A 26704-nucleotide genomic window follows, 5' to 3' on the forward strand; every position below is an offset into this window, starting at 1 on the left:
GGGAAGTCAGGATCATTGAAATCGATCTAGGTGCTGGATGAAGGAAGTGAGGCGAAAATGGCAAGGTTCTGTCGCTGGTGGCAGAACTATGTGTCGCCTGACAATTTCCCAAGTGGCGGACCGAGGAGGATTCGAACCCCCGACCCCTTGATTCGTAGTCAAGTACTCTATCCAGCTGAGCTATCGGTCCGCGTTGGTGAGGGGCTATTTAGACCCGGCACAGGGGACGTGCAAGACGATTCTTCAAAAAACGCTCAAAAAGTCCCGTCCCCGCGCGGGAGCTTGATTTCAAAGATGGTGCCGTCTGGCCCGGTGTCTTTCAGGACCAGATCTCCACCGTGCCCCCGCACCAGTTCCTGGGAAATCGCAAGACCCAAACCGGAGCCCCCCTTGCGCACTCCGCCTTGAAACGGTGTAAACAGGTTTTCTTGCGCCTTTGGCGGCAGGCCGGGGCCGGTATCGCGAATTTCGATGCACCAGTTGGCCTCGTCTTCGCGGCCCGTGATAGTGATGCTGCCGGATGTGCCGGACGCCACGAGGGCCTGCCTGGCGTTGCGCACAAGGTTCAAAATGACGCGGAACATCTGCTCTGGGTCGGCCCGCGCGATCAGGTCGTCGGGCACGTCGTTCGAGATCTCGACGCAGGCATCCGCGACCGCGAGCTGTTCGCTGGCGGCAACATCTGCCGCAACATCGCGCAGGTGGACCATTGTCAGCGTGGGCGCCGGTTCCTCTGCCCGACCGAATGCTAGAGTGCTTTCGCATAAGGATACTGCCCGTGTTATCGAATTGACCAGTTTGGGCGCCATCCGGCGCACCACCGGGTCATCGCTCGCCTCGATCCGATCCGTGAAGAGTTGCGCGGAGGTCAGGATGTTGCGCAGGTCGTGGCTGACTTTCGCCACGGCCCCGCCCAGCTGGGCCAGGCGCTCCCGCTGTTTCAGTGCCTGCGTCAGGTCAGTCTGCAGCATCTTCAGGGCCTCTTCGGCCTCGCGGAGTTCTGTCACTTTCGAACTGGGTGAGATAATGCCACGCGCGTCTTCCGGTGCACTGGCATAGCGCTGCATGTATCCGACAACGCTTTTGATCGGACGGACCAGAACCACGCGCACTGCGAGAAACAGCAGAGACGCAGTGATGATGGAAATCACGAAGGACAGTCCCAGAATGCGCAGACCGTAATCGGTCATTGCCGTGCGCAGCGGCGCGCTGTCGATGGTGACCTCGATCAGCAGCCCGGCACCTTTGACCGGTTCGCCAATTACACGGATGACTTCATTTTCGACGGTGAAGAACCGGATCATCGCATCGCGGATCAGCACCCATGGGCCTGCGTCCCGCAGGTCATAGGTCTTGGCAACCAGATCGGGTATCGCAGAGGACAGCATCAGCTGACGCACCTCGTCACGGCGCAGAACGACATTATAGACGCCAGCATTGGCCAGCAACTCGGCCTCGAGCTCTTCGGCCAGCATATCATCGGCCAGCAATGCAAGCGACGCTATCTGGGCGCGCTCAAGCCGGTTCAGCAGAAAATCCTCGCGAAACCGCGCAATGGAGGGAACAAAGATCAGGACCTCGGCCAACATCACGAAGACCGTTGTCAGGATCAGGAAACGGCCGGACAGCGAGTTCAATTGGCGCTCCTTTCCCGATCAGGGGATCCAGCGTTGGACGAACCTGACCACTCGTTTAACTATCTGATTCTCAAACAGCCTTGGCGAGAAATATGCGCCCGCCACGCGTTTGTTAAGCTCTCCGATCGTCGGATAGGGCGAAACCATCGCGGCGATCTGGCCCATCTTCAGGTTATTTGCCAATGCCAGCGACCACAAGTTGATCAATTCACCGGCCTGATGACCGACGATTGTGGCCCCCACCGGACGGCCTTTTACGACCATCACCTTGATGAACCCGTTGGTTTTTCGTTCAGTGATGGCGCGGTCGTTGTGGTGATATTCGAACCGCGCGACTTCCATGCTTTCACCGTGCCGCTCACCGGCCTGTTCTTCGGTCAGGCCAACCTGCGCCAGTTCGGGATCCGTGTACGTTGCCCACGGGATGTGATTGGTTTTCGCTTTGGACGGAAGGCCGAACAGAGCAGAACGGATAATGATGCCAGCGTGATATCCGGCGACGTGAGTGAACTGCAATCCGCCCGCGACATCACCAATCGCATAGACCTTACGGTTTGTCGTGCGCAGCGACTCGTCCGTCTTTATGCCGTTGCGAATGCGGTCAATTCCGGCGGCCTCAAGGTTCAACCGTTCGATATTGGCCTTACGTCCTGCAGCCACCAAAAGATGGGATCCTGCATAAATCTCACCGTTTTCCGTGACCACTTCGAGTGTGCCATTTGTTTCTCGCACTTGGGCGACCATCGCGTGTTCGTGGATCACGACGCCTTCTGCGCGCAGGCTGTCCAGTACCACGGCAGCGGCTTCCGCGTCGTCTTTGCCCAACGCTTGCAATGCTTCGATAACGGTCACCTTGCTGCCCAGACGCACATGCGCCTGCGCCATTTCCATGCCAATAGGCCCCCCACCGATGATCAACAGGTGATCCGGTTTTTCTCGCAGGTCGAAAATGGTTTCGTTGGTGTAATGGGGCACCTGATCCAGCCCGGGGATAGGCGGAACAAGCGGGGATGACCCGGTCGCAATGACCACACGCCGCGCGGTGATCACGTACTCGCCTGCCTGAACCTGCGTCGGAGACAGGAAGGTTCCGTACTCGCGGATCACTTTCACACCGAAACCTTCGAACCGGTCCTGACTGTCCATCGACTCGATCTGGGCGATCACATCACGGACATGGTCTTTGGCCGCCGCGTAGCTCACCTGAGGGGCAACATTGGCGACACCGAAAGCCGAGGAATGCGCCTGCGTGTACGCCATCTTGCCGCTTGCGATCAGCGCCTTTGACGGAACACAGCCGAAATTCAGACAATCGCCGCCCATCTTGTGCCCTTCGAGCAGCACGACATCCGCACCCATCTGGCTGGCGCCGGCCGCCACGGACAGCCCACCCGACCCGGCTCCGATCACCAGGATATCGGTTTTCAGTTCTTGCATGAGATCAGGCGTCCTTTCGGCCACGCAGGGATTTGATAACAATTGGCAATGCTGCCAGTGCACAGAGACCAATGATGGGCCCGATCACAAAAGGCTCCCACAGCAGCGAGACGTCGGGGGTTTCGCCCCGGTCAAAGACACCCCCCAGCCCGACGCCAATCCACGTATAGACGATCCCACCGGGGATGATGCCCAGCGCAGTGGTCATCAAAAAGTTGCGGAACTTCACACCGACCAGGGCAGGCACGAGATTGGCAACGAAAAAGGGAACAACCGGGACGAGGCGTAAAAGGAAAAGCACAGATATCTCGTTCTCACGCAGGCCGTCTTTCAGTTTCTTGATGGCTCCTTCCGAGGCTTCCAATCGCGCCGTGAGCGTTGCGCCCAAACCCCAGCGGGCCGCCAGAAAGATCGCCGACGCGCCAATCGTTGCGGAAACGACATTAAACACCGTTCCCCCCATCAGACCGAACAGAAACCCGCCGGTCATCGAGGCCACGGCGGCCCCGGGCAGCGAAAACGCCACAATCACGATGTAGAGTGCCACAAAAGCTCCGACCATGGCCCAGTAATGCGCATCCCGCCAGGCCAGCAAGGCCTCACGATTGTCGCGCAGGGTTTCGAATGTCAGATAATCGCCCAGCGTGAAAAACCCGACCGCCGCAACGGACAGAATCGCAAGCAAGGGAAGGTGGCGCGCAAATCCGTTGCGCGGGGCTTGGGTCGTTTCGGTCATCTCGCCATCCGGCTTTGATTGTTTCATTCTGTCCACAAGATGCGTCGTCGACACGATCCGAAACAGGGGCCTCACGGTGCCTTGAAGAAAGTGACGGCGAATGTGAGTGTATCAGGCGAAATTTTCGGTTTTTGAAACCTTTTGACAGGCCCGGCTACAGAATTGTTGCAAAAGCGGCGAAAACCCGGGTCTTGGGGTTTGACTTACCCCCCGCTTGGCAGTAGAGGACGGGCTTCGAACACCACGGGCAGGCGAATCCGCGCCGCACCCGACCGCATAGATTGGAGACGGAGCGATGAAACGCACCTATCAGCCTTCAAACCTGGTTCGCAAACGCCGCCACGGTTTCCGTGCGCGCATGGCCACCAAGGCCGGCCGCAAGATCCTGAACGCGCGCCGCGCCCGCGGCCGCAAGTCGCTGAGCGCGTAACACCGTTCACCGATCAGGTTACGAACATGACGCCGCCGGAGGCCCCTGTGGATGGTAAGAACCAGCCCGGGGATACGCCCCCGGCGGCGTCCGTTTGTGTACCTGAAACCACTACCGTTCTCAAGAATCGGTCAGAGTTCCTGAAAGCCGCGCGGGCGCGCAGACAAGGCACCGCCTCGATGATGGTGCAGGCCCGACAACGGGCGCCAGATGAAGCGACCGGAATACGTGTCGGTTTCACCTGTTCCAAGAAGGTCGGCAATGCCGCAGCCCGAAACCGCGCCAAACGTCGACTGCGCGAAGCGGCACGCGCGGTTTTGCCGAAACATGGTCGCGACGGCTGGGACTACGTATTGATCGGACGCGCCGAGGTCACCGAAAATCGCCCGTTTGACGCGCTTTTGGATGACTTGCGCTACGCCCTGCAAAACCTACATCGGGCGGAGAGATGACCTTGCTTGCGCATATCCTCGCCCTGCCCGTCCGGGCTTACCGGCTGATCTTCAGCCCGTGGGTCGGGTTCAACTGCCGCTATCAGCCCACATGTTCGGCCTATGCGCTGGAGGCGCTGGAGAAACACGGGGCGATCAAGGGTGCGTGGCTCGCCGCGCGCCGGATCGGCCGATGCCATCCTTGGGGTGGTGACGGGTATGACCCGGTTCCCAATCAAGAACGAGGCTGAGCCTTTCCAGTGACCTCCGGTCAGACTTGACCTGTTGGCACCTCGTCTGAACACTTGGGGCATCAGTGTCCGAGGTTCCCATGATATCCGAAGCGCGCAAGTCCCTTCCCACCCATCAGGTTGAAAACCAGCCGCCTGTGCGGGGTGACTGCGATCTGTGGACGTCAGATCCCGTGCTGCGCAACGCAGTCGGTTTCGCCGGAGGGCGCACCGATCCATTGGCCAGTTATGGTGAGCTGCTTGGGCGGGCTGAAACACGTGACATCGGACGCGAGGCAAACCGACACCCGCCGGAAATCAATGTGTTCGACCAAGGTGGCAGGCGACTGGACGAAGTCCGCTTTCACCCCGCCTATCACCAGATGATGCAGATCAGCCAATCCGCAGGCTACGCGGCCTTGGCATGGGACGGGAAACCGGGCGGCCATGCGACACACGCGGCGATGGTCTATCTCGCCAGTCAGGTCGAGCCGGGGCACTGTTGTCCGTTGACCATGACCTATGCGGGGATCCCGGCGCTCGCCGCCAATCCGGAAACAACCAAAGCGTGGCGGCCAAAACTCATGGCACCGGCATATGATCCAACGATCAGGCCGGTCGAACTGAAGGACAGCGCCACACTTGGTATGGCCATGACCGAGAAACAGGGCGGGTCTGACGTTCGGGCCAATACGACCGTGGCCCGCCGCGACGGCGACCACTGGCGACTGCGCGGACACAAATGGTTCTGCTCGGCCCCAATGTCGGATGGGTTCCTGACACTTGCGCAGGCCCCCGGAGGGCTGACCTGCTTCCTGTTGCCCCGTTGGCTGGATGGGGACCGCAATGCCATCCATCTGATGCGGCTCAAGGACAAGCTGGGCAACAAATCCAACGCCTCGTCCGAAATCGAATTGCACGATGCCTTCGCCTACCAGCTTGGCGAAGAAGGCGCGGGCGTGCGGACTATCATCGAAATGGTCCACCACACGCGTCTCGACACGGCCATGGCCCCGGCAGGCCTGATGCGGGCCGCCCTTGTCGAAGCACATCACTGGGTCACCCACCGCAACGCCTTTCAGCGCCGCCTGATCGACCAACCTCTAATGCGGGCGGTCCTGTCGGATCTCGTGCTGGACTGGGAGGGTGCAACCACGCTTGGCCTGCGTGTCGCGCAGGCTTTCGACGGTGAAGCGCCAGAAGACCGTGCTTTTGCCCGTATCGGTGTCGCGCTGGCCAAGTTCCTTGCCAACAAACGCTGTCCTGTCGTCGTTGTCGAAGCGATGGAGGTTCTGGGGGGTATGGGCTATGTCGAGGATACCCCGCTGCCCCTGCTCTACCGCGAGGCGCCTTTGAACGGGATATGGGAGGGATCGGGTAATGTTATCTGCCTCGACATCCTGCGCAGCCTGTCGCGCGACCCCCTGACTATTGAGGTGCTGCAATCCGAACTGGACAGCGCAACGGGCGTGGATCGTCGATATGATGCCACCCTGCAGGAATACCGCGATCGCTGGTCCACTCTGCCAACCGAAGCAGAAGCCAGATGGTTCTCCGAGCGAACCGCTATATTGCTCATGGCTGCATTGCTCATCCGCTATGCGCCGGCTGAGGTGGCCGACGCCTTTGTCGCCACGCGAATTGCCGGTGAGCGGGGATCCGTCACCGGCGCCATCGGCAATGTCGACACCAGTGCCATATTGGCCCGCCTCGCCGGATAGCGCTCTCCAATTCGGCGGTAAGTGCTAGTTGGGTTTCACCAGTGCGAGATTGCCTTGATCTGTGGGCGCGCGTGTCGGCAATTCTTCCCGATCCAGCCGACCGGAAACCGTATGGAACACATCCTGCATGAAGACAGGATCATCAAAATAGAAGGTGTGCCCTGAATTGACGGTTTTGGCGAACCCACCCGTCTTGAAGCGTTCACCGCAATACACGTTGGCCGCTTTGGTGTGATGGGGTTTGTTCATGCCGTTCCGTCCAACCCTTGGTGCAACGCCCACCCGTTTCACCGCAGAAATAGACAATACGTCATCAAGCGTATTGTAGTAGTTCGTCAGCCTTACACAGTGGCGGTAGAGAGATGATGATTTGGGATTGCCCGAGTCGAGCGATGACACGGACAGATCCGCGGCGATCAGCATCATCTGGCTGACCGACCAGCTTTTGCCGGCGATCCGCGCCCGGTCGTCCGCATCGTCAAAGGCTTCGCGCACGACATAGCATCCCATGGAGTGTGCTAGAATGTGCAGATCGATACGGCAATCCGGTCTTTGGAGGGCGGAAAAAGTGGCCACCCCGTCTTTGACCAGCCGAAACGCTGACAGTTTCGCGTCTTCCCGGTCTTCCAGATAATTCAGCGCCGAGTCGGCACTGGGCCAGTCAAAGCTGACGATGACCCCCTTGAACCCATTGGCCTGAAGCCCCTTTTTGATCTTGCGATGCCGCTGCAGGACTTGTTTCTGCGAATTGTTGAAACCGTGAACGTAAAAAACGATGTCGCCATCGGTATTGGGGTTTGGCGTGCCGCTGGCCGCTTCGGCCATCACTTTTTTGGTCCATTCGTTCTTGGAAATCTTGTGCGACAATTTCATGTCGTTGGCCGAACCGGGGATGGCCAGAAAATGGCTGGCCGAGGGTTCGTTGGAAAAACCGTTTCCGCTTTTGCCGCGGGCAACAAATGCATAATCCATAACAGGCTCCTTGATAAATAGATTGAAAATAGCACAAACTGGCGCGTTCCCCAAACTCGGAGCCCACCGCAATCAGGGCCTTGCCCGTTCGGGTATAGCGCGGTACCCACGGCACATGTTGGACGAAACAGACGAAATTCATCCGCTCTTTGCCGACGCGCCCTCGACGACCGAGTTCAAAAAGCTGCGCAAACGCATCGTGCGCCAGACCCGCGAAGCGGTCGAGCAATACGGGATGATAGGCGCGCCTGCGCAGGACAAAAAGGGCAAGCCTCCGCGTTGGCTGGTCTGCCTGTCCGGTGGCAAGGACAGTTATACCCTGCTGGCGGTTCTCCACGAATTGAAGTGGCGCGGTTTGCTGCCCGTCGATCTGCTGGCCTGTAACCTCGACCAAGGACAACCCGGCTTTCCCGCCACGGTCTTACCAGAGTTTCTGGACCGGATGGGTGTGCCACACAGAATCGAATACCAGGACACTTATTCAATCGTGATGGACAAGGTCCCACAGGGTCGGACCTATTGTGCCCTCTGTTCACGCCTGCGGCGCGGAAACCTGTATCGTATAGCGCGCGAAGAGGGCTGTTCGGCCGTCGTTCTGGGGCACCACCGGGATGACATCCTCGAAACCTTCTTCATGAACCTCTTCCATGGCGGGCGACTGGCGACCATGCCCCCCAAACTGATAAATGAAGAGGGCGATCTGTTCGTCTATCGTCCGCTCGCGCATGTGGCCGAAGTCGATTGCGAAAAATTTGCCACCGCGATGAACTATCCCATCATCCCCTGCGATCTGTGCGGCAGTCAGGACGGTCTGCAGCGCCAGCAGGTGAAACAGATTCTGGATCAATGGGAAAAGAACAGCCCAGGTAGGCGCCAGGTCATGTTTCGGGCGCTGACCAACGCCCGTCCCTCACATCTTTTGGACCCTAAACTCTTTGATTTTGCAGACCTTTCTGTGTCGCTTAACAAAAAAGCCCAGGATTCTGACGAGATTCCGCAGCTGCGTTAACGACTGACTCAGACTGATTTTCTACGGTTGGCCGTGCGATGACTGCCAAAGGCCAGCCCAAAGATGCGTAAACTGTTTTCCTTTGACCGTTTAACCCATTCACTCCGAACCGTTCTGAACGGCCCTTCTGCCCTGGCATTTGTACCCGCTGTGTGCCTGGGCGCTTTTTGGGTCGGAGGTGAACGCGCGTTGGTGGCGATCGCTTTGGGCTTGCCACTGATCTATGCTGGCATCGGCAGCTTTCGGATCAAACCATCCAACGAAGAATTTGCAGGGCGGCACTCGAATGGACTTATGAAGGTTGATCAGTTCAGCGACGCGCTTGAGAATCTGCTCGACCACGCCCGGCGCACTGGCGAGACGTCAGCCTGCTTGGCAATCGCACTGGATGAATATGGCGAACTCTCTGAGCTTCATGGTCAGGCCGCCGCGAACCACATCGCCGAGCAGTTTTGCGCCCGTGTGCTGTCGATGGTCCGAGAACAGGATGTCATTACACGCATTGGCGGAAACAAATTGCTGATCGGTCTGCGGCCATCACACCAACTGGATCTGGAGGCGTGCATTCAGATGTCCGGGCGCATCCAGACGGTTGTCGAGGATCCCGTCATGCTCAACGGAACGGGTGTCTATCTGTCTTGCTCCATTGGGTTTTGTCTGCACACGAGCGTCTCTGACGGCTCCGCCGTCGACTGGAGAGATGCAGCCACCGGCGCTCTGGTTGAGGCGCAGCAAAACGGCCCATCCACAATTCGCGCCTATTCAACCGAGACCCGGCGCCGATCCCGTGTCAGAGCAAATCTGCGCAAGGAGTTTGAGGCGGCTTTGGATAGCGGCGAAATACGCCCCTGGTTTCAGCCGCAAGTGTCAACGGACACAGGCCGTGTGACGGGCTTTGAGGCGCTGGCGCGGTGGGAACATCCGCTGAAAGGCACCCTGGGGCCGAACCTGTTTCTGCCATTCGCCGAACAAGCCGACCTGATGGTCCGCCTCGGTCAGGCTATTCGGCACCATGCGTTTACTGCGATGCGCGACTGGGACCGGGCAGGTGTGATTGTACCCCGCATCGGGATCAATTTCTCATCGGACGAACTGTGTGACCCCGCCTTGATTGACCGCCTGAAATGGGAGTTGGATCAATTTGATCTGACCCCGGACCGGTTGGCGGTTGAAGTGCTGGAAACGGTGTTTTCCAGAAGACCCGACGACGTGATCACCCGCAATGTCACGGGTCTGGCAGCCTTGGGATGCTGTATCGATCTGGATGATTTCGGGACCGGGCATGCCTCGATTGCATCGATCAAGCGCTTCAATGTGTCCAGGATCAAGATCGACCGCACCTTTGTCGCAAAGGCGGACCAGGACGCCAGCCAGCAGCAACTGGCCAGCGCCATTCTGACCATGGCCGAACGGCTGCATGTCGAAACACTGGCCGAGGGCGTTGAGACGCCCGGCGAGCATGCATTGATGGCGCAACTGGGGTGCAATCACGTGCAGGGTTTTGGGATTGGAAAACCGATGCCGTTTGAAAAGACACTCGACTGGATCGCCGCACAGGGCAACAAGGTGAACGGGGTTCCGAAAATCGGGCGGCAGACCGGCTGATAACTCCATTTTTACGAGGCAGACCGGTAATTCGTGACGATATGACGGGCGAATCCGCTTGACCTTTGGGCCTGCACTCTGTTGAACCCTGCGGGTGTCTTTCACTGCTCAAGGTGGCTGTCCCAGATGGACGATCAGAACAAGAATCTCATCCTAGCAACCGCGCTCAGCTTTCTCGTGATCCTGGTCTGGTTCGTGCTGTTCCCACCTCCGGAACCCGCCCCTGTGTCCGAGCAGACTGAGATCGCCACAACTGAAGGCAATGAGGTTCAAACGCCCAGCGCGGTCGGAGCCGACACAGTCGGCGAAGCGACGGCTGCCGCCGAAGAAACCCTGCCCGAGGCAGAGGCCCCCCGCGTCCAGATCGACACACCGCGTCTGAAGGGCAGCCTGTCACTCTCGGGTGGCCGCATCGATGAGTTGTTCCTGAAAGACTACAAAGTATCGATCGATGAAGACGCCCCAATCGTTGAGCTTCTGTCCCCGGTGGGATCGGAGTCGGCCTATTACGCCCTTTATGGCTGGGCTCCCGGTGGCGGTCTGTCCGGTGAGGATGTGCCCGGCCCCAACACCCAGTGGACCGTGGAACAGGGCGACGCGTTGGGTGTGGACGCGCCTATCACACTGCTATGGGACAATGAAAAGGGTCTGACCTTCCGCCGCACCATCTCGGTGGACGAGAACTATATGTTCTCGGTAACCCAGTCAGTTGAGAATGCGTCCAATGCCTCGGTATCCATGGCGCCATATGGGATACTGGCCCGCCATGGTATCGGCGAAGACGGCGACATCCCCGAGTTGAAGAACTTTTTCATCCTTCATGAAGGCCTGATAAGCATGGCTGATGGAACCCTCAACGAGGTCGATTACGGCGATATCCCGGATGGCGTAGACACGCTTGAGAACATCGGCGAAGGGTGGATCGGGTTCACCGACCACTACTGGATGACGACACTCATCCCCGAGCAGGGCACGACTTTCACCGCATCAGCGGGGTACAACAACCGGAACAAGGTTTATCAGGCGGACATCAAAACGCCGACGCTGACCGTGGCTGCCGGCGAATCCGCCGAAGTGACCACGCGCCTGTTTGCCGGCGCCAAAGAGTGGGAGGCGATCCGCGAATACCAGTCCGAGGGCGTGCAAAAATTCATCGACAGCATCGACTGGGGCTGGTTTTTCTTCCTGACCAAGCCGATTTTCTGGCTCTTGCACAATATCAACGTCCTGATTGGCAACATGGGCTGGTCGATCATCGGCCTGACCCTGATCATCAAGGCGATCCTGTTCCCGCTGGCCTTCAAATCCTATGTCTCGATGGCCAAGATGAAGGAATTGCAGCCGCAGATGGAGGCCTTGAAAGAGGCCGCCGGTGACGACCGTCAGAAAATGCAGCAAGGCATGATGGAGCTTTACAAGAAGGAAAAAGTAAACCCCGCTGCGGGCTGTTTGCCGATCTTGTTGCAGATCCCGATCTTCTTCTCGCTGTACAAGGTGATCTTTGTCACCATCGAACTGCGTCAGGCGCCCTGGTTTGGGCCGTTCCAGGATCTCAGCGCGCCGGATCCGACGTCAATCTTCAACTTCTTTGGCTGGCTGCCCTGGGCTGCACCGCAACCTGAATCACTCATGGCGCTGGTCTTCATCGGCATTCTTCCCCTGCTTTTGGGTATTTCGATGTGGGTCCAGCAAAAACTGAACCCCGCCCCGACCGATCCGACACAGGCAATGATCTTCGCCTGGATGCCATGGGTCTTCATGTTCATGCTGGGCGGGTTCGCCAGCGGTCTGGTCGTGTACTGGATTGCGAACAACACGATTACGTTCACGCAACAATATCTGATCATGCGCAGCCAGGGCTACAAGCCGGACGTGTTCGGCAACATCAGGTCCGGGTTCAAACGGGCGCCAAAAACGGATGACAAATGACCGGCGCGGTGACCAGCCTGTGGCGGCACCCGATCAAGAGCCATGGGCGAGAATCCCTTAAAGATGTAACCGTGACACCCGGGCAGACCATGCCCGGGGATCGCGTTTGGGCCGTCGCACATGAGGCCTCGAAAGCAGATGGCACCGAATGGGTGCCCTGCGCCAATTTCAGCCGCGGCTCGAAAGCCCCGAACCTGATGGCGATCTCGGCGCGCTTGAAGGGTGCCACGATTACTCTCAGCCACCCGGATCGTCGGGACCTCACGTTTGATCCCGACACAGAACAGGAGGTCTTTCTGGATTGGGTTAAACCATTGATGCCCGAGAACCGCGCGGCATCGGCGAGGATCATCCGTGTGCCCGGTCGGGGCATGACCGATAGCAACTTTCCCTCGATTAGCTTGTGCAATATGGCGTCGCATCGCGCCGTCGAACAACGGCTGGGTCAGGACTTGTCGATTTGCCGTTGGCGCGGGAATGTTTGGTTCGATGGATTGCCGCTGTGGGAAGAGTTCGACTGGGTTGGTCGCGAGGTTCAGATCGGCGAAGCAGTGTTCGCCGTGCGCGAACGGATCGTGCGCTGCCTCGCCACAACGGCAAATCCCGAGACCGGCGAACGCGATGCCGATACGCTGGGGGCCCTGAAAAGCTGGGATCACCAGGATTTCGGCGTCTACGCCGAAGTGATCCGGGGCGGAACCCTGCGCGTTGGTGACAGGGTGCAGGTGCTATGACAACGCTTCCCTTCCCGTTGGCCGACGATCCGGATGATTTCGCGGCCGAAACCGGGCGCAAGCTGTTCGCCGGTTCGTCTGAATTCGTCAAAGGTGTTGTCGCCATGGACGGCCTGCCCGCGCCCGACCGGCTGGAGGTCTGTTTTGCGGGCCGTTCGAATGTGGGCAAATCCAGCCTGATCAATGCCCTGACCGGGACCAAGGGCCTGGCACGTGCATCGAACACACCGGGCCGCACACAAGAGATCAACTTTTTCACCCAAGGACCCGACCTCTATCTGGTCGACCTGCCTGGCTATGGCTATGCCAATGCGCCGCTCAAAGTGGTTGAGAAATGGCAAAGGCTTCTCAAGAAATACCTGAGCGGGCGCCAAACTCTGCGCCGCGCCTTTGTGCTGATCGATGCGCGCCACGGTGTGAAACCGGTTGATGCCGAGATCATGAAATTGCTGGATACCAGTGCCGTGACCTTTCAGTGCGTGCTCACCAAAGCCGACAAGGTCAAAGCTAACGACCGGGAAAAGGTTCTGGATCAGGTACGTGCCGCTTTGTCCAAACACCCCGCAGCGTATCCTGAAATCGTGCTCACCTCCTCTGAAAAGGGTGATGGCATTCCTACTCTGCGCGCGATCATCGCGGGGCTGCAGTAGCGGCACCTAAACGTGCTGCGCGCCGTTGACCTCAATCTCGGCACCGGAAATGTAAGAACTCTCCTGCGAGCACAGGAAATAGATCGCTGCGGCAACCTCTTCGGGCTGACCCAAACGGCCCATTGGCAAATTCGCGACGATCTTTTCCGTACCAGGGCTGAGGATCGAGGTCTCGACCTCGCCGGGGGCTATGGCATTCACCCGGACGCCCATCGAGCCGAAATCATGTGCCATCTCACGTGTAAGCGCCGCCAATGCCGCCTTTGACGTTGCATAGGCCGCACCGGCAAACGGATGCACGCGCGATCCGGCGATCGAGGTCACATTCACAACCGAGCCCCGCGCGGCGGCCAGTTCTTCCTTCAGCCCGCGCGCCAACACGACAGACGCAAAGAAATTGACGTGAAAGACCTGCCCCCATATCATCAGATCGGTGTTCAGTGTGCTCAGGCGCTCGCCATTTGGGCCTTTGGGCGACACACCGGCATTGTTGACCAGCGCGTGCAGCTTCCCGCCAACCATCTCTTGCAGAACGCCGACAGAGTTGATCGTTTCGGCCGGGTCGCTCAGGTCCAGTTGGACGTGGTTTTCCTTATCGTCCCAGGGGCAATCCTCGGGGACCGCATGGCGCGAGCACGTGATCACCCGCCAGCCTTCGTCATGAAACCGCCGGACAGTTGCAAAGCCTATGCCCCTGCTGGCACCCGTCAGCACCAGTGTTTTCTGCTCCATTGGATATTGCCTCCTGTTTCAGGGTGCTAGGGCACCCTACCAGCGCCCACCGTACCCACAACAGCGATCTTGGCTTATGCGGCCAAAACGCCTAACAGGTGCGTAAGAGGACCAAGCCATGAAGACACGAGATATGAACCGGGACTGGATCGCCACCGCCGCAACCCTCAACAGCGCACTGCCATATTTGCAGCGTTATGATGGGGCAATCGTCGTCATAAAACTCGGCGGGCACGCCATGGGCAGCGATGAAGCAATGGAAAGCTTTGCCCGCGACGTCGTGCTGATGCGTCAGGTCGGGGTCAACCCGGTGATCGTGCATGGTGGCGGGCCAATGATCAACGCGATGCTGGACAAGCTGGATATCCAGTCCGAGTTTGTAGGTGGCAAGCGCGTGACCGACACAGCGACGGTCGAAGTGGTTGAGATGGTCCTGTCCGGCCTTGTGAACAAACGCATCGTGCAGGCCATCAATGGGCAGGGCGGAATGGCCGTTGGACTGTCGGGCAAGGATGCGCATCTGATGGTGTGCGAACAGACAGATGCCTCTTTGGGGTTTGTGGGCACGCCATCCAAGGTAGACCCGCAAATTCTGCACGATCTCTTCTCACATGATGTGATCCCTGTGATTGCGCCCCTGGGTGCAGGTGCTGACGGCGAAACCTTCAACGTGAATGGCGACACCGCCGCCGGCGCGATCGCTTCGGCTTTGAAGGCGGACCGTCTTTTGCTTCTGACGGATGTCTCCGGCGTCAAGAACGCGGCAGGCGACGTGGTGACCGAACTCAAAGCCGGCCAGATCCGCGAGATGACGCGCGAAGGCACGATTGCGGGCGGTATGATCCCCAAAACCGAAACCGCGCTGGACGCCCTGCATAGCGGTGTCAGAGCCGTCGTTATCCTTGACGGGCGGGCGCCAAACGCAGTCCTGCTGGAACTGTTCACCGAACACGGCGCGGGGTCGCTGATCCGCCCGGACTGACGAACTGGTGAACGCGGCGGTCTTGCACCGGGCATTAACATGCCTGATCATGAATGTATGGAAAACGAAGCCATCATTCGCTTGGGCATCTTTCTGGGGCTTTTCGGTGTATTTGCCCTTGCCGAGGTCTTGGCCCCCCGCAGGCCACTCCGTTCCAGCAGAAAGAACCGATGGCCGACCAACCTGACCATCACGGTATTGAACACACTGATGCTCAGAGCCATGGCCGTTGGTTTTCCGCTTTTGGCAGTTGGGGCCGCACTTGACGCAAGCCAGAATGGCTGGGGTCTGTTCAACAGGCTGGACTGGCCGGTTTGGCTGGAGACTGTCCTGTGTATTCTGGTCCTCGATTTCGCGATCTGGCTCCAGCATCTTGTGACTCACAAGGTGCCGATCCTCTGGCGCCTGCACCGCGTTCATCACGCCGACAGGGACATGGATGTCACCACGGCCATTCGGTTCCACCCGGTTGAAATTGCCCTGTCCGTGACGTTGAAAATCGGCTTGATCTACGTCCTCGGTCCCAGCGCACTTGCAGTATTGCTGTTTGAAATTCTGTTGAACGGAACCGCCCTGTTCAATCACTCGAATATCAAACTCCCCCTTGCTGTCGACGCCATGTTGCGTAGGGTTCTCGTCACACCCGACATGCACCGGGTGCACCATTCGGTTCATCGGGAAGAGCACGACAGCAACTATGGCTTTGCTCTGTCGATCTGGGACCGTTTGATGGGAACATATGTGGCGCAGCCCGGCGACGGGCATGACAAAATGGGGGTGGGACTGGAATGGCAGGACGATCGACCGACCCGGCTGGGATGGAGCCTGTCCCTTCCCTTTCAGCGCAAATGAATTACGCAAATGTGGAGATGTGCGCTCGTCGGGCGGGCCTCATCGTCATGGGCGCTCTTCATCCGCGCAGCACCGGCGCCAAGGGGCTTGATCACGGTACGCTGATTCTGTTGGGAACCGGTTCGGAATTCTGGCCGGTTCTCCGCACATCTCCCGAAGGGATGGATGGTGAACCCGATCCGGTGGACCGGTGGTCTTTGCGGGTCGTGGGCAAAATGGCAAGCGACATGGATGCCAAAGCCTATTTTCCTTTTGGCGGCCCGCCTTACGCCCCCTTCATAGATTGGGCGCTCAAATCGGGCCGCACGTTCAGCAGCCCGGTTGGAGCTTTGGTGCACGACACCGTCGGTATGATGATCTCGTTTCGGGGGGCACTGCATTTTGCAACCGAGTTTGAAATCCCGATTGCATCTGCACCGTCGCCATGCACCGATTGCCATGCCCCCTGCACCACCGCCTGCCCGGTTGGCGCACTCAACGCGCACAGCCTTTACAATGTCGATGCCTGCCACACCTACCTCGATACACCAGGCGGTCAAAACTGCATGACAGGAGGATGCGCGGTTCGGCTGTCCTGTCCGCTGAGCACCGGCGCGGGGCGAATGCCTGAACAATCGGCCCATCACATGAAGGCGTTTCATCCGACATGACCCGGACTCTGATCCTGACCCGCCACGCAAAATCCAGTTGGGGAGATCCGCTGCTGGACGATCATGACCGGCCGCTGAACAAGCGGGGCCGCAAGTCGGCCCCGGCCATCGGTGCCTGGCTGCAGGAGCACGGCTGGCTGCCTGACGAAGTTCTGAGCTCTTCGTCCTGCCGCACCCGGGAAACATGGCAGCGCATGGGATTATACGCCGAAAGGACAAGCTTCACCCGCAACCTGTACCTGGCTGAGCCCGAGGACATGATGGATGCCTTGTCTGATGCCGAAGGCCGGACTGTTCTGATGCTAGGGCACAATCCCGGCATTGCGGAGTTCGCCAACCGGATTGTGGCGAACCGCCCTGATCACGCGCGGTTTTGGGATTACCCGACCTGTGCAACGACAGTCATGGAATTTGAAATTGAAGACTGGGCCGGCATCCGCTGGCACAGCGGGCACGTTCTCGGTTTTGTCGTTCCACGAGAACTGGTGAAATAGAAAAAGGCGGGAGCATGGTCCCGCCTTTTTCCGAAGTGTATCGCTGGTCTCAGTGACCCAGAATCTGGCTGAGGAACAGTTTGGTCCGATCGCTTTTCGGGTTGTTGAAGAACTCTTCCGGTTCGTTCTGTTCCACGATCTGACCCGCGTCCATAAAGATCACGCGGTTGGCGACCTGACGGGCAAAACCCATCTCGTGCGTCACGCAGAGCATGGTCATCCCTTCCTCGGCCAGCTCGATCATGGTGTCGAGCACCTCTTTGATCATCTCCGGGTCCAGCGCCGATGTCGGTTCATCGAACAACATGATCCGCGGCATCATGCAGAGCGAGCGGGCAATCGCCACACGCTGCTGCTGACCACCGGACAGCTGGCCGGGATACTTGTCGGCCTGTTCCGGGATCTTCACCTTTTCCAGGAAATGCATCGCGCGCTCTTCGGCCTCTTTCTTGGGCGTCTTGCGCACCCAGATCGGGGCCAGCGTGCAGTTTTCCAGAATGGTGAGATGCGGGAACAGGTTGAAGTGCTGGAACACCATCCCAACCTCGGACCGGATCTTGTCAATGTTCTTTAGGTCATTCGACAGCTCAATCCCATCGACAACGATTGTGCCCTGCTGGTGCTCCTCCAGCGCGTTCAAGCACCGGATCAGCGTGGACTTGCCCGAGCCTGACGGGCCAGCAATCACGATCCGTTCGCCCTGATTGACGGTCAAGTTGATGTCGCGCAGCACGTGGAACGAACCGTACCACTTGTTCATGCCGTTGATGTCGATGGCGATCTCATCGCTCACCTGCATCTTTGAGCGGTCGATTTCACGTTCAATTGCAAGTTCAGACATGTGTTGAACTCCTTAATGATGATCCGTGGCAAGACGACGCTCGAGCCACTGAGAATATTGAGAAATGCCGTAACAGACGACGAAGAACAGAAGCGCGGCAAAGCCCAGAAGCTCCCAATAGACGCCGTTCCATTCGGTCGACGCCAGGATGGGACCCCGGATCATGCCCACCAGATCGAACATCGAGATGACCGAAACCAGTGTGGTGTCCTTGAACAGGCCAACGGCCACGTTCACTATACCAGGGATCGAGATCTTCAGAGCCTGCGGCAGGATGATCAGGCGCATCGCCTGAGGGTAATCCAGACCAAGGCTGTCTGCTGCTTCATACTGTCCACGTGGAAGCGCCGCCAGACCGCCGCGGATCACCTCGGCGATATAGGCGGCCGAGAACATGGTGATCATGATCACGACGCGCAGGAACAGGTCGACCGTGCTGTCAGGCGGGAAGAAGTAGGCCAACATCACCGACGCCACAAACAGCAGCGTGATCAGAGGCACGCCGCGGATGAACTCGATGAAGATAACGCTCACCCATTTGATCAGCAGCATATCCGACTGACGGCCCAGCGCCAGGGCAATGCCCAGCGGAACAGACAGCGACACACAGGTGATGCCCAGCATCATGTTGAGCATGAAGCCGCCCAGATCACGGCTGGGAACATAAGTCAGCCAGGCATTTTCCGACGCGCCCTCGGGGATCAACGCTGCACCAACGTTCCACACGATAAGTGCTACGACAACGGCCCCAAAGAATCCTGCGGCGAAACTGTTCTTGCCGAACTTCTGGAACACAGCACCAGCGGCCACGCAGCCCACCAGTGCAACCAACGGTGCCAGGATCGTGCCACCCCAGATCAGCCAGAAGGCAATAAAGGGATACAGGCCGGTGAAGATCAGCATCTTGCGCGGCAGATCGAAGAACAGCACCGGCGCCAAGGCCACCAGCATCAGTACAAACGCGAGATTGGGCCGCCAATAGGCATCGTCCGGGTACTTGAACCCATAGATCAACTGGTGCCATCGTTCGGTCAGAACTGCAAAACAGGCGCCAGTTTTGCCAGCTAGAATTTCCCGGCACTCAGCCAAGGAATTTGCGTTCCAGACACCGTTGAAAATCCACGGCAGCGTGTTTTTCAACAGCAAATAGATAAGAACCAACGATAGTAAGGTCAGGATTCCGTTGGGAACGCTCGAGAAAAGATTTTCGCGCAGCCATTTGACGATGCCCGTCTCACGCGCCGGGGGCGGTGATGGAGGGATTGTGCCTTCGGCCACGAAAGCGATCGGATTTGTTGTTTGATCGGCCATGGCTCAGCGCTCCTTCAACTTGACGGATGCGTTGTACAGGTTCATCACCATCGAAATCAGCAGCGAAGCTGTCAGATAGAACAGCATCAGCAACAGAACACACTCGATCGCACGACCGGTCTGGTTCAGCGTGATGCCACCCAAGGTTGCGGTGATGTCCGCATAACCAACTGCAATCGCCAGCGACGAGTTCTTGGTGATGTTCAGATACTGCGAAATCAGCGGCGGGATAATCACCCGCAGTGCCTGCGGCAGGACCACGAGGTTCATGATCCGACGCGGGCGCAACCCCAGGGCCGCTGCCGCTTCGGTCTGGCCTTTCGAGATGGCCTGAATACCCGCGCGCACGTTCTCGGCGATGAAAGCGCCGGTGTAGATTGACAAAGCGAACCAAAGCGCAATCAACGGTCCGCCCACCTTGATGCCGCCACTGAAGTTAAAGCCCTTCAGCTCGGGCACATTCCAGGTCAGTCCCATCAGGAACATCAGTATTGCAAATGGAACAAGCCAGACAGCGAGGTTCAAAAGCAGGGTCTTGGGCCGGTCACCGGTCTCTTCTTGCGTCTGTGTCGCACGTTTGTCTATTTCGCGGGTTGCGAACCAAGACCCAACCAGTACCGCCAAGACCAAAACCCAGTTCAGTACAGCAACACCGAACAGGCCGTTCGCGAACTCTGGCCGTGGAATGTATACACCCCGGTTGGTAAAGGCGAACAGGTCAAACAGCATGCTTGATGTGGGGTCTTCACCTCGAAAAGCCCGAGGTCCCGGCAGCACCGCCGTCATGATCGTAAAGATAATGATGATCCAGATCAGGACCGGAATGTTCCGAAAGATCTCGACATAGACCGCCATCAGCTTTGAAACGAGCCAGTTGTTCGACAGGCGCAGAACGCCCGCAATCACACCAAAAACCGTGGCGGTGATACAGGCGAGAAACGCAACAAGAAGCGTATTGAGAATACCGACAACAGCCGCACGCCCGTGGGACGACTGACTGTCGTATTCGATCAGACGCTGGTTGATATCGTACCCCGAAGGGTCGCCAAGGAACGAATAGGAAATATTAAGGCCAGCGGCCCTGAGGTTCTGGATCAGGTTGTTGCCAAGATACCAGATGGATAATGCAATAACGATGGCCGCGATCACCTGAAACGTCAGGGAACGATAGCGGGTATCGTTTATGAGCATCGACAGCCGAAAATCAGCTTTCGGCGGGTCTGTCATAGTCGACATATTTTGGAATCCCCGTGGATTGCGGAATTTTCTGTCCCGGCGAGGTTGTCCCCGCTCTGCATCTGTCCGCAACAGTTATAAAGGAAGAGGGCGCAGGTTGCCCTGCGCCCTTTCCCGTTGATGTATTAGCGGAACGGCGGTGAGTACAGAAGACCACCATCGGTCCACTGGGCGTTCAGCCCGCGTGCCAGACCAATCGGGGTTTCTTCACCGATGTTCTTGGCAAAGACTTCGCCGTAGTTGCCACCAGCCTTGACCGCTTTGGCCGCCCAATCGGCGTCCAGACCCAGCATCTCGCCCAGAGTGCCTTCGGTACCCAGCAGACGGTTCACTTCCGGGTTGTCAGTGCCAGCGCTCAGCTCGTCGATATTGGCCGAGGTTATGCCCAGCTCTTCAGCCGAAACCAATGCGTTCAGAGTCCAGCGGACAACGTCGCCCCACTCGTGGTCGCCGTGACGGACCAGCGGGCCCAGCGGCTCTTTCGAGATGATTTCAGGCAACAGGACGTGATCATCCGGGTTTTCGAACGTGGCACGTGTTGCCGCCAGGCCCGAAGCGTCGGTGGTGTAAACGTCACAGGCACCAGCCAGGTACTGTTGCTGCGCCTCGGCGTTGGTTTCGATCGGAACCGGCTCGTAGCTGATGTTGTTCGAGCGGAAGAAGTCCGCGAGGTTCAGCTCGGTGGTGGTGCCGGTCTGGATGCAAACGGTTGCGCCGTCCAGTTCCTTGGCCGAGCTGACGCCCAGTGCCTTGGGAACCATAAAGCCCTGACCGTCATAGTAGTTGACGCCAACAAATTCGAACTTCAGGTCAACGTCACGGCTGAAGGTCCATGTGGTGTTACGGGCCAGCATGTCGATTTCGCCCGATGCCAGCGCGGTAAAGCGTGTCTTACCGGTGGTTGGTACGAACTCAACGGCGCTTGCATCGCCCAGTACGGCTGCGGCAACGGCGCGGCACAGTGATACGTCAAAGCCTTGCCATTCACCATTTGCGTCAGGCGCTGCAAAGCCCACCAGGCCGGTTGTCACGCCGCAGTTCAGCGTACCGCGCGCTTTGACATCGTCCACGGTACCCGCCACTGCTGCGCCGGCGGCCAGACCGGCAACTGTTGCCGCGCCCAAGATTACGGATTTTTTCATTTTTACCTCTTCCTGATTATCCGTCCCCAAATGGAACGGCTCTATCCGACAAGTGGAGCCGGAAAGGTTACCCCAAAGGTGTCTCCCCTTTAGTGGGCATGAGTTTGGTCGCATTCATAAACAAACGTCAAGGGTCGGATCAGGGAAATCGATGGGTTTAGCCCTCACGAAATTGACCCAACGCCTTAAAAACAGGTGATAAGGATCAAACCGATATATCAAAGAAGCGCTTTGCGTGCAAAAATGCGGCCTTCTTGGTTTCGGCAGCCAAATGTGCCTCGTCGTCATGGCCCCATTGTTCGATTTGCCAGTTCTCATCAACTCGGGACATGTCCCACACATCCTCTGCGGGACGCCAGTCCAAAGCGGCCGCAAATCCCAGAATCAAGGACCCCGAGAGGCTGACAAGATCGTGAAACGCAGCCAGTTGAAACGCGTCAAGATCGTGAACGCGCTGGCGCAATTGTCCCAAGGCCTCCTCAGGCTGCGGCTGGTGCAAGACGCCAGTCACAGGCATTAGCCGGGCCGATAACGTGTCCGCCGCCCAATCCAGCGCCGGGTCCCAAGCCCCCGCCTGCCGGTCCTGCAATTCTCGAGGGTGCGTCGCGCGATAGCAAAGCAGATCGGAATCGCCGTAGTCCGCCAGCATATCCGCGACTTCCCGATGCTGAACCCGCACCTTGTCGATTGCCGCATTAGCCGACCGCGTAAAAGGCATCGAAGTGGGATCCACCTCTTTTACCTGCGCGTCCCATTCGGCGGCCACCGCTTCTGCCAGCGCACGCGTCGGCAGAACCAGAGCGGCCTTGGCCGGGGTTTTCACACCTCTGCCATCCAGCTCAACCGAATACCCCTGACCGGCAGCGACGATGGTGCAGTCGGTCCAAAACCGCTTTGGTTTCCAGTCGCTCATATTGTTTTGCCCCAAATACTATCCAGCACTGTCGGCAACTGGTCGAATGTGTCAATCACACGCGCTGCTGCGCCCAGCGCGGCCTCGTGGTGATATCCCCAAGATACGCCGATTCCGGCCACGCCCGCGGCGGCGGCCATATCCATGTCAAAACTCGTGTCCCCAATCATCGCCGCGTGTGCAGAAGCCACACCGGTTTCAGTCAGAGCGGTCTGAATCATTGAGGGATGCGGTTTGGACGGGTGGTGATCAGCCACCTGGCGGGTCACAAAGTACCGTTCCAACCCGTGCGCCTCGATCAGGGCGTCCAATCCGCGTTGTGATTTGCCAGTCGCCACACCCAATAGAACCTCGGGTACATTATGGAGCGCCTCGATGGCCTCACGGGCGCCGGGATAGAGCGGAGACGAAGCGGCACCCATTTCCACTCGGTTGGCATGGTAGGCTTGTTTGTAGCCATCCACCAGCGCCACCTGACGGGATCGAGAGCAATCCGGTGCAAGCTGCGCGATCGCATGCGGTAAAGAAAGGCCCACAATAGACAGGATCGTGTCGCGCGCGGGCACCGGTAGCGACACCGCCTGAAAACTTGCCGTCATGGCATGTACAATGCTGCCCTGACTGTCGACCAGCGTGCCGTCCACATCGAACAGTACCAGCCGCAGGGGCGTGCTCATTGCAGCGCCTCGAACGGGTCGTCAGCCGCCAGGTCTTCGGTCCAGCCGAACGTGTCCCAGCTGTGTTTCATGTGGTCAGGCAAAGGCGCTGTCACCGTGACAGTTTTGCGCGTCGTGGGATGCTCAAAAGACAGGCGGCGTGCGTGCAGATGAAGCTTTTTACTGATCACACCACCCAGTTGCGCGCCCCAGCCATCGCCCAGATTCTCCTGCCCCGATCCACCGTATTTGCCGTCTCCGATGATCGGATGGCCAATCGCGGCCATATGCGCCCGCAGCTGATGCGTGCGTCCGGTGATCGGCTCCATCGCAACCCAGGCCGCCCGGCCCGCCACACGGTAGAGCGTCGCATAGAGCGTATGCGCACGCTTGGCACCCGGAGTATTGTCGATCTCGTCCATGTGCACGGGGATCATTTTTTCGCCCTCGCCCTGCTTGCCATGCCCAGGTGCCTTGACCAGACCTGTTTTGATCTCGCCGAGGTAAGGAGTCGGCACGCCAGCCACCAGCGCCCAATAGATCTTACGTGTGTCGCGGTGCCGGAACGCGGCGGTCAGGCCCTTGGCAGCCTCGCGCGTGCGCGCCATCAACAGAACGCCGGATGTGTCCTTGTCGAGACGGTGCACCAACCGCGGGTTCTCGTCATAGCCGAAACGCAGTGCCCCGGACAAGCTGTCCACATGCCGGGTCTGGCCACTACCGCCCTGAACCGGCAGCCCATGCGGCTTGTTGAGCGCCAGAACCTCGTCGTCGCGGTAGATCACGCAGGCCTGGATCATCTCTGTGTCCGCGTCAGACAAACGGCGCTTGACCTCGACAGGCTTGTGGTCTGCATCCGGCAAAGGGGGCACCCGCACGATCTGACCGCTTTCCAGCCGGGTCGAGGCCTTGACCCGGCCGCCATCCACGCGCAGCTCTCCCTTGCGGCACATCTTTTCGATGCGGCCCTGGCTGACATGCGGGAACAAACGCCTTAACCACCGATCCACGCGCTGATCGCCATCACCTTCGGCGACCGTGATCATCTGTACGCCACTCATGTCATTGCCCCTTGTTCCGCGCAGTTGTTTCGCACGGATTTCGATCCCATCGGTCCTTAGAAAACATGCGCGTCTGTCGCGCGCGTGGCAGAGAGAGTCAAGGCGTGAGGCGGGCCGGTTCAGATGCTCGAGAAATCTCCGTGACGCCCGGCGCCGTCTCGGAAACGACCCGCGCCCGAGGTTCCCTCGCGGCGGATCGCCTCCAGACCGTTGGCCCATTCCAGCTTGAGAGCGTCGCGCACTGACAACCCACGTGTTTCAATGATCGACCGACGGTCAGCCCGGACAGCTTCTTGCGGGAATCTGGCAATCTCGTGGGCCATATCCTCAGCAGCGCCGCGTGCGTCGCCATGTGCCACAACCTTTTCGGCCAGGCCGATCCGATAGCATTCCTCGGCCTCGACCTTTCGACCAGTCAGGGCGATCTCCAACGCCTTTCCCTGTCCGACCAACCGTGGCAGGCGAACCGATCCACCATCCATGAGGGTAATTCCCCATCGACGACAATAGACGCCCAGATATGCCGTTTCGGCCATCACCCGAATGTCGCACCACAGGGCCAGTTCCATACCCCCGGCAACGGCAGCCCCTTCAATCGCGCCGATAACCGGTTTCGACAACTCCAGACGCGAGGGCCCCATGGGCCCCAGTGTCGAGGGTGCGGCGCCAACCGGAAATGCATGCCTGTCGAAATAGGCCTCGCGCAATGCGGGATCAGAGAGCGTCGCGGCCAGTTTCAGATCCCACCCAGCGCAAAAGTTTCCACCCTTCCCCCAGAACACTGCGGCCTTGGCGGAACTGCTCTCGAATTCGAGAAAGGCCTGTACCAATTCTTCCGCATGCTCGGTGTCCACGGCATTCCGGGCTTCGGGGCGGTCGAGGATGATGGTCCAGACATCATCGCTTTTTTGGATTGAAACAGGCATGCGAGTCCTCCCAACTGCAGATTGACCAAAGGGAAACGCACGGTGCCGGGTTTGTCGCCTGTAACGCGGCGTAACTAGCTGTTGCGCTGTGCGCGCAGCTTGGCGAAGTAGTCCAGACGCTTTTTCAGCTCACGCTCGAAACCGCGCTCGACGGGCTGATACAGAACCGGCCGTTTCATGCCTTCCGGAAAGTAATCCTGGCCCGAAAACCCGTCTTCCGCATCGTGGTCATAGGCATAGCCGTCGCCATAACCCTGTTCTTTCATTAGCGATGTCGGTGCATTCAGGATGTGCTTTGGCGGTGGTTCGCTTCCGGATTGCCTGGCCAGTTTCATGGCGGCCTTGTATCCGACATAGGCGCCGTTCGACTTTGGCGCCAGCGCGAGATAGACCAGCGCCTGAGCAAGGGCCAGTTCACCCTCAGGCGAGCCGAGCCGTTCATAGGTTTCCCAGGCGTGCAGGCAGATGGATTGTGCCTGCGGGTCCGCCAACCCGATATCTTCGACCGCCATCCGCGTAATTCTGCGCGCCAGGTAACGGGGGTCCTCACCTCCGGTCAGCATCCGCGCCAACCAATAGAGCGCCGCATCCGGGTCGGACCCACGCACTGACTTGTGTAGGGCGGAAATCAGGTTGTAGTGCTCATCGCCGGACTTGTCGTATTTTGCAGCACGGCGCATCAATCTGGTCGCCAATGCGTCGGGGTCGAGCGGTTCATCAACCGCCCATGCGGCCACTTGCTCGATCAGGTTCAGCAGGGCCCGCCCATCGCCATCCGCCATTTCCTGCAGAGCATCGCGTGCCGCCGGTGTCAGCGGCAAGGCGCGCTCAAGCTCTTTTTCCGCGCGCTGTGTCAGACGTTCCAGATCGGTCAGATCCAGACGTTCCAGCACCAAAACCTGCGCGCGGCTGAGAACCGCAGCGTTCAGTTCAAAGGACGGGTTCTCGGTCGTTGCGCCCACCAGCAGGATGGTGCCATCTTCCATATGCGGTAAAAACCCGTCTTGCTGCGCCTTGTTGAACCGGTGGATCTCGTCAACGAAAAGCAGCGTGCCCTGCCCGTTCTGCCGTCTGATCTTTGCGGCTTCGAAAACCTTCTTCAGGTCTGGTACGCCGGTAAAAATCGCGCTGATCTGAACAAACTTCAAATCAGTTTCCTGCGCCAGCAAACGCGCAATCGTGGTTTTGCCCACCCCTGGCGGGCCCCAGAAGATCAGACTGGACAGGCTGCCAGATGCCAACATCACACCAAGGGGGGCGTCCGGACCGAGAACCTGCTCCTGCCCGATGACCTCGGACAGAGACTGGGGCCGCAACCTGTCTGCGAGCGGGCGATGCGGGGCCGGTGCGGGATCGGTCGCCCCAGTATCGAACAGATCGCTCACGG

Annotated in this window: 27 protein-coding genes and 1 tRNA gene; 13 read left to right on the forward strand and 15 right to left on the reverse strand. The window is 58.8% G+C overall.

The window, feature by feature from the left end; genetic code table 11:
- Positions 1 to 113: 113 nt before the first annotated feature.
- From ACR3E0_RS18265 to ACR3E0_RS18280, 4 genes are all read right to left on the reverse strand, one after another.
- Positions 114 to 190 (reverse strand) — tRNA-Arg (locus tag ACR3E0_RS18265).
- Between the two features lie 64 nt (positions 191 to 254).
- A complete protein-coding gene (locus ACR3E0_RS18270) occupies positions 255 to 1637 on the reverse strand; it encodes a sensor histidine kinase (protein WP_480480266.1) in 1383 nt (460 codons plus the stop codon).
- 18 nt (positions 1638 to 1655) lie between these two features.
- A complete protein-coding gene (locus ACR3E0_RS18275; RefSeq protein WP_480480268.1) occupies positions 1656 to 3074 on the reverse strand; it encodes a dihydrolipoyl dehydrogenase family protein in 1419 nt (472 codons plus the stop codon).
- 4 nt (positions 3075 to 3078) lie between these two features.
- Positions 3079 to 3837, reverse strand: coding sequence for a TVP38/TMEM64 family protein (locus ACR3E0_RS18280; protein WP_480480270.1), 759 nt, complete (start codon positions 3835 to 3837; stop codon positions 3079 to 3081).
- A 268-nt stretch (positions 3838 to 4105) separates the two neighbouring features.
- Between ACR3E0_RS18280 and rpmH the strand changes: the two genes are divergently transcribed.
- From rpmH to ACR3E0_RS18300, 4 genes are all read left to right on the forward strand, one after another.
- Positions 4106 to 4240, forward strand: a complete 135-nt coding sequence (rpmH, locus tag ACR3E0_RS18285; protein WP_005980833.1) for a 50S ribosomal protein L34 — start codon at positions 4106 to 4108, stop codon at positions 4238 to 4240.
- A gap of 26 nt (positions 4241 to 4266) precedes the next feature.
- Entirely contained in the window at positions 4267 to 4692 is a 426-nt protein-coding gene (rnpA, locus tag ACR3E0_RS18290; RefSeq protein ID WP_480480272.1) for a ribonuclease P protein component, read from the forward strand.
- On the forward strand, positions 4689 to 4922 hold the full coding sequence (gene yidD / locus ACR3E0_RS18295; protein WP_480480274.1) for a membrane protein insertion efficiency factor YidD: 234 nt from the start codon (positions 4689 to 4691) through the stop codon (positions 4920 to 4922). The genes rnpA and yidD overlap by 4 nt, the downstream gene beginning before the upstream one ends.
- A gap of 80 nt (positions 4923 to 5002) precedes the next feature.
- On the forward strand, positions 5003 to 6622 hold the full coding sequence (locus ACR3E0_RS18300; protein ID WP_480481090.1) for an acyl-CoA dehydrogenase family protein: 1620 nt from the start codon (positions 5003 to 5005) through the stop codon (positions 6620 to 6622).
- A gap of 24 nt (positions 6623 to 6646) precedes the next feature.
- On the opposite strand, the gene ACR3E0_RS18305 is transcribed toward ACR3E0_RS18300, so the two are convergent.
- A complete protein-coding gene (locus ACR3E0_RS18305) occupies positions 6647 to 7594 on the reverse strand; it encodes an alpha/beta hydrolase (protein ID WP_480480276.1) in 948 nt (315 codons plus the stop codon).
- A gap of 115 nt (positions 7595 to 7709) precedes the next feature.
- On the opposite strand from ACR3E0_RS18305, the gene ttcA reads away from it, so the two are divergent.
- The 5 genes from ttcA to yihA all read left to right on the forward strand — a co-directional run bounded on the left by ttcA (position 7710) and on the right by yihA (position 13521).
- Entirely contained in the window at positions 7710 to 8603 is an 894-nt protein-coding gene (ttcA, locus tag ACR3E0_RS18310) for a tRNA 2-thiocytidine(32) synthetase TtcA (protein ID WP_480480278.1), read from the forward strand.
- Between the two features lie 63 nt (positions 8604 to 8666).
- Positions 8667 to 10208 carry a putative bifunctional diguanylate cyclase/phosphodiesterase gene (locus ACR3E0_RS18315; RefSeq protein WP_480480280.1) on the forward strand — a complete coding sequence of 514 codons (1542 nt, stop codon included), beginning with the start codon at positions 8667 to 8669 and terminating at the stop codon, positions 10206 to 10208.
- Positions 10209 to 10334: 126 nt separating this feature from the next.
- Entirely contained in the window at positions 10335 to 12137 is a 1803-nt protein-coding gene (gene yidC, locus ACR3E0_RS18320) for a membrane protein insertase YidC (protein WP_480480282.1), read from the forward strand.
- A complete protein-coding gene (locus tag ACR3E0_RS18325) occupies positions 12134 to 12871 on the forward strand; it encodes an MOSC domain-containing protein (protein ID WP_480480284.1) in 738 nt (245 codons plus the stop codon). Before yidC ends, ACR3E0_RS18325 begins: the two co-directional genes overlap by 4 nt.
- A complete protein-coding gene (gene yihA / locus ACR3E0_RS18330) occupies positions 12868 to 13521 on the forward strand; it encodes a ribosome biogenesis GTP-binding protein YihA/YsxC (protein ID WP_480480286.1) in 654 nt (217 codons plus the stop codon). The genes ACR3E0_RS18325 and yihA overlap by 4 nt, the downstream gene beginning before the upstream one ends.
- A 6-nt stretch (positions 13522 to 13527) precedes the next feature.
- Here yihA and ACR3E0_RS18335 read toward each other — a convergent pair whose 3' ends face one another.
- The gene (locus ACR3E0_RS18335; RefSeq protein WP_480480288.1) at positions 13528 to 14253 is read right to left on the reverse strand and encodes an SDR family NAD(P)-dependent oxidoreductase; all 726 of its coding nucleotides are present in this window, start codon (positions 14251 to 14253) and stop codon (positions 13528 to 13530) included.
- Between the two features lie 118 nt (positions 14254 to 14371).
- Between ACR3E0_RS18335 and argB the strand changes: the two genes are divergently transcribed.
- From argB to ACR3E0_RS18355, 4 genes are read left to right on the forward strand one after another with little or no spacing between them, the layout of a single operon-like run.
- A complete protein-coding gene (gene argB, locus ACR3E0_RS18340) occupies positions 14372 to 15235 on the forward strand; it encodes an acetylglutamate kinase (RefSeq protein WP_480480290.1) in 864 nt (287 codons plus the stop codon).
- Between the two features lie 57 nt (positions 15236 to 15292).
- A complete protein-coding gene (locus ACR3E0_RS18345) occupies positions 15293 to 16087 on the forward strand; it encodes a sterol desaturase family protein (protein WP_480480292.1) in 795 nt (264 codons plus the stop codon).
- Positions 16054 to 16737: a 4Fe-4S dicluster domain-containing protein gene (locus ACR3E0_RS18350; RefSeq protein ID WP_480480294.1), complete on the forward strand. Its 684-nt coding sequence runs from the start codon at positions 16054 to 16056 to the stop codon at positions 16735 to 16737. The genes ACR3E0_RS18345 and ACR3E0_RS18350 overlap by 34 nt, the downstream gene beginning before the upstream one ends.
- The gene (locus ACR3E0_RS18355) at positions 16734 to 17231 is read left to right on the forward strand and encodes a SixA phosphatase family protein (protein WP_480480296.1); all 498 of its coding nucleotides are present in this window, start codon (positions 16734 to 16736) and stop codon (positions 17229 to 17231) included. Before ACR3E0_RS18350 ends, ACR3E0_RS18355 begins: the two co-directional genes overlap by 4 nt.
- A gap of 49 nt (positions 17232 to 17280) precedes the next feature.
- On the opposite strand, the gene ACR3E0_RS18360 is transcribed toward ACR3E0_RS18355, so the two are convergent.
- From ACR3E0_RS18360 to ACR3E0_RS18400, 9 genes are all read right to left on the reverse strand, one after another.
- The gene (locus ACR3E0_RS18360; RefSeq protein WP_480424094.1) at positions 17281 to 18072 is read right to left on the reverse strand and encodes an amino acid ABC transporter ATP-binding protein; all 792 of its coding nucleotides are present in this window, start codon (positions 18070 to 18072) and stop codon (positions 17281 to 17283) included.
- Between the two features lie 12 nt (positions 18073 to 18084).
- Positions 18085 to 19383: an amino acid ABC transporter permease gene (locus tag ACR3E0_RS18365; protein WP_480480298.1), complete on the reverse strand. Its 1299-nt coding sequence runs from the start codon at positions 19381 to 19383 to the stop codon at positions 18085 to 18087.
- A 3-nt stretch (positions 19384 to 19386) separates the two neighbouring features.
- Positions 19387 to 20619 carry an amino acid ABC transporter permease gene (locus ACR3E0_RS18370; protein WP_480480300.1) on the reverse strand — a complete coding sequence of 411 codons (1233 nt, stop codon included), beginning with the start codon at positions 20617 to 20619 and terminating at the stop codon, positions 19387 to 19389.
- Between the two features lie 125 nt (positions 20620 to 20744).
- Positions 20745 to 21761 (reverse strand): amino acid ABC transporter substrate-binding protein, encoded by a 1017-nt coding sequence (locus tag ACR3E0_RS18375; protein WP_480480302.1) that lies wholly within the window; start codon positions 21759 to 21761, stop codon positions 20745 to 20747.
- A 205-nt stretch (positions 21762 to 21966) separates the two neighbouring features.
- Positions 21967 to 22674 (reverse strand): ATP12 family chaperone protein, encoded by a 708-nt coding sequence (locus ACR3E0_RS18380; RefSeq protein WP_480480304.1) that lies wholly within the window; start codon positions 22672 to 22674, stop codon positions 21967 to 21969.
- The gene (locus ACR3E0_RS18385) at positions 22671 to 23351 is read right to left on the reverse strand and encodes an HAD-IA family hydrolase (protein ID WP_480480306.1); all 681 of its coding nucleotides are present in this window, start codon (positions 23349 to 23351) and stop codon (positions 22671 to 22673) included. Before ACR3E0_RS18385 ends, ACR3E0_RS18380 begins: the two co-directional genes overlap by 4 nt.
- Positions 23348 to 24391, reverse strand: coding sequence for an RluA family pseudouridine synthase (locus ACR3E0_RS18390; RefSeq protein WP_480480307.1), 1044 nt, complete (start codon positions 24389 to 24391; stop codon positions 23348 to 23350). Before ACR3E0_RS18390 ends, ACR3E0_RS18385 begins: the two co-directional genes overlap by 4 nt.
- Before the next feature lie 119 nt (positions 24392 to 24510).
- Positions 24511 to 25317 (reverse strand): crotonase/enoyl-CoA hydratase family protein, encoded by an 807-nt coding sequence (locus ACR3E0_RS18395; RefSeq protein ID WP_480480309.1) that lies wholly within the window; start codon positions 25315 to 25317, stop codon positions 24511 to 24513.
- A gap of 74 nt (positions 25318 to 25391) precedes the next feature.
- Complete coding sequence (locus ACR3E0_RS18400; RefSeq protein ID WP_480480311.1) at positions 25392 to 26702, reverse strand: replication-associated recombination protein A; 1311 nt, start codon at positions 26700 to 26702, stop codon at positions 25392 to 25394.
- Between the last annotated feature and the right edge of the window lie 2 nt (positions 26703 to 26704).

It is taken from the genome of Ruegeria sp. AJ12, assembly GCF_056536245.1.

Excerpts from the sequence above, each read along its gene's own strand:
- ttcA (WP_480480278.1), top strand. The coding sequence starts at position 7,710 with ATGTTGGACGAAACAGACGAAATTCATCCGCTCTTTGCCGACGCGCCC.
- ACR3E0_RS18355 (WP_480480296.1), top strand. The coding sequence starts at position 16,734 with ATGACCCGGACTCTGATCCTGACCCGCCACGCAAAATCCAGTTGGGGA.
- ACR3E0_RS18380 (WP_480480304.1), bottom strand. The coding sequence starts at position 22,674 with ATGAGCGACTGGAAACCAAAGCGGTTTTGGACCGACTGCACCATCGTC.
- ACR3E0_RS18315 (WP_480480280.1), top strand. The coding sequence starts at position 8,667 with ATGCGTAAACTGTTTTCCTTTGACCGTTTAACCCATTCACTCCGAACC.
- ACR3E0_RS18385 (WP_480480306.1), bottom strand. The coding sequence starts at position 23,351 with ATGAGCACGCCCCTGCGGCTGGTACTGTTCGATGTGGACGGCACGCTG.
- ACR3E0_RS18390 (WP_480480307.1), bottom strand. The coding sequence starts at position 24,391 with ATGAGTGGCGTACAGATGATCACGGTCGCCGAAGGTGATGGCGATCAG.
- argB (WP_480480290.1), top strand. The coding sequence starts at position 14,372 with ATGAAGACACGAGATATGAACCGGGACTGGATCGCCACCGCCGCAACC.
- rnpA (WP_480480272.1), top strand. The coding sequence starts at position 4,267 with ATGACGCCGCCGGAGGCCCCTGTGGATGGTAAGAACCAGCCCGGGGAT.
- ACR3E0_RS18325 (WP_480480284.1), top strand. The coding sequence starts at position 12,134 with ATGACCGGCGCGGTGACCAGCCTGTGGCGGCACCCGATCAAGAGCCAT.
- yihA (WP_480480286.1), top strand. The coding sequence starts at position 12,868 with ATGACAACGCTTCCCTTCCCGTTGGCCGACGATCCGGATGATTTCGCG.
- ACR3E0_RS18335 (WP_480480288.1), bottom strand. The coding sequence starts at position 14,253 with ATGGAGCAGAAAACACTGGTGCTGACGGGTGCCAGCAGGGGCATAGGC.
- ACR3E0_RS18395 (WP_480480309.1), bottom strand. The coding sequence starts at position 25,317 with ATGCCTGTTTCAATCCAAAAAAGCGATGATGTCTGGACCATCATCCTC.
- ACR3E0_RS18375 (WP_480480302.1), bottom strand. The coding sequence starts at position 21,761 with ATGAAAAAATCCGTAATCTTGGGCGCGGCAACAGTTGCCGGTCTGGCC.
- ACR3E0_RS18275 (WP_480480268.1), bottom strand. The coding sequence starts at position 3,074 with ATGCAAGAACTGAAAACCGATATCCTGGTGATCGGAGCCGGGTCGGGT.
- ACR3E0_RS18300 (WP_480481090.1), top strand. The coding sequence starts at position 5,003 with ATGATATCCGAAGCGCGCAAGTCCCTTCCCACCCATCAGGTTGAAAAC.
- ACR3E0_RS18345 (WP_480480292.1), top strand. The coding sequence starts at position 15,293 with ATGGAAAACGAAGCCATCATTCGCTTGGGCATCTTTCTGGGGCTTTTC.
- ACR3E0_RS18370 (WP_480480300.1), bottom strand. The coding sequence starts at position 20,619 with ATGTCGACTATGACAGACCCGCCGAAAGCTGATTTTCGGCTGTCGATG.
- ACR3E0_RS18350 (WP_480480294.1), top strand. The coding sequence starts at position 16,054 with ATGGAGCCTGTCCCTTCCCTTTCAGCGCAAATGAATTACGCAAATGTG.
- ACR3E0_RS18360 (WP_480424094.1), bottom strand. The coding sequence starts at position 18,072 with ATGTCTGAACTTGCAATTGAACGTGAAATCGACCGCTCAAAGATGCAG.
- yidC (WP_480480282.1), top strand. The coding sequence starts at position 10,335 with ATGGACGATCAGAACAAGAATCTCATCCTAGCAACCGCGCTCAGCTTT.
- ACR3E0_RS18365 (WP_480480298.1), bottom strand. The coding sequence starts at position 19,383 with ATGGCCGATCAAACAACAAATCCGATCGCTTTCGTGGCCGAAGGCACA.
- ACR3E0_RS18280 (WP_480480270.1), bottom strand. The coding sequence starts at position 3,837 with ATGAAACAATCAAAGCCGGATGGCGAGATGACCGAAACGACCCAAGCC.
- yidD (WP_480480274.1), top strand. The coding sequence starts at position 4,689 with ATGACCTTGCTTGCGCATATCCTCGCCCTGCCCGTCCGGGCTTACCGG.
- ACR3E0_RS18305 (WP_480480276.1), bottom strand. The coding sequence starts at position 7,594 with ATGGATTATGCATTTGTTGCCCGCGGCAAAAGCGGAAACGGTTTTTCC.
- rpmH (WP_005980833.1), top strand. The coding sequence starts at position 4,106 with ATGAAACGCACCTATCAGCCTTCAAACCTGGTTCGCAAACGCCGCCAC.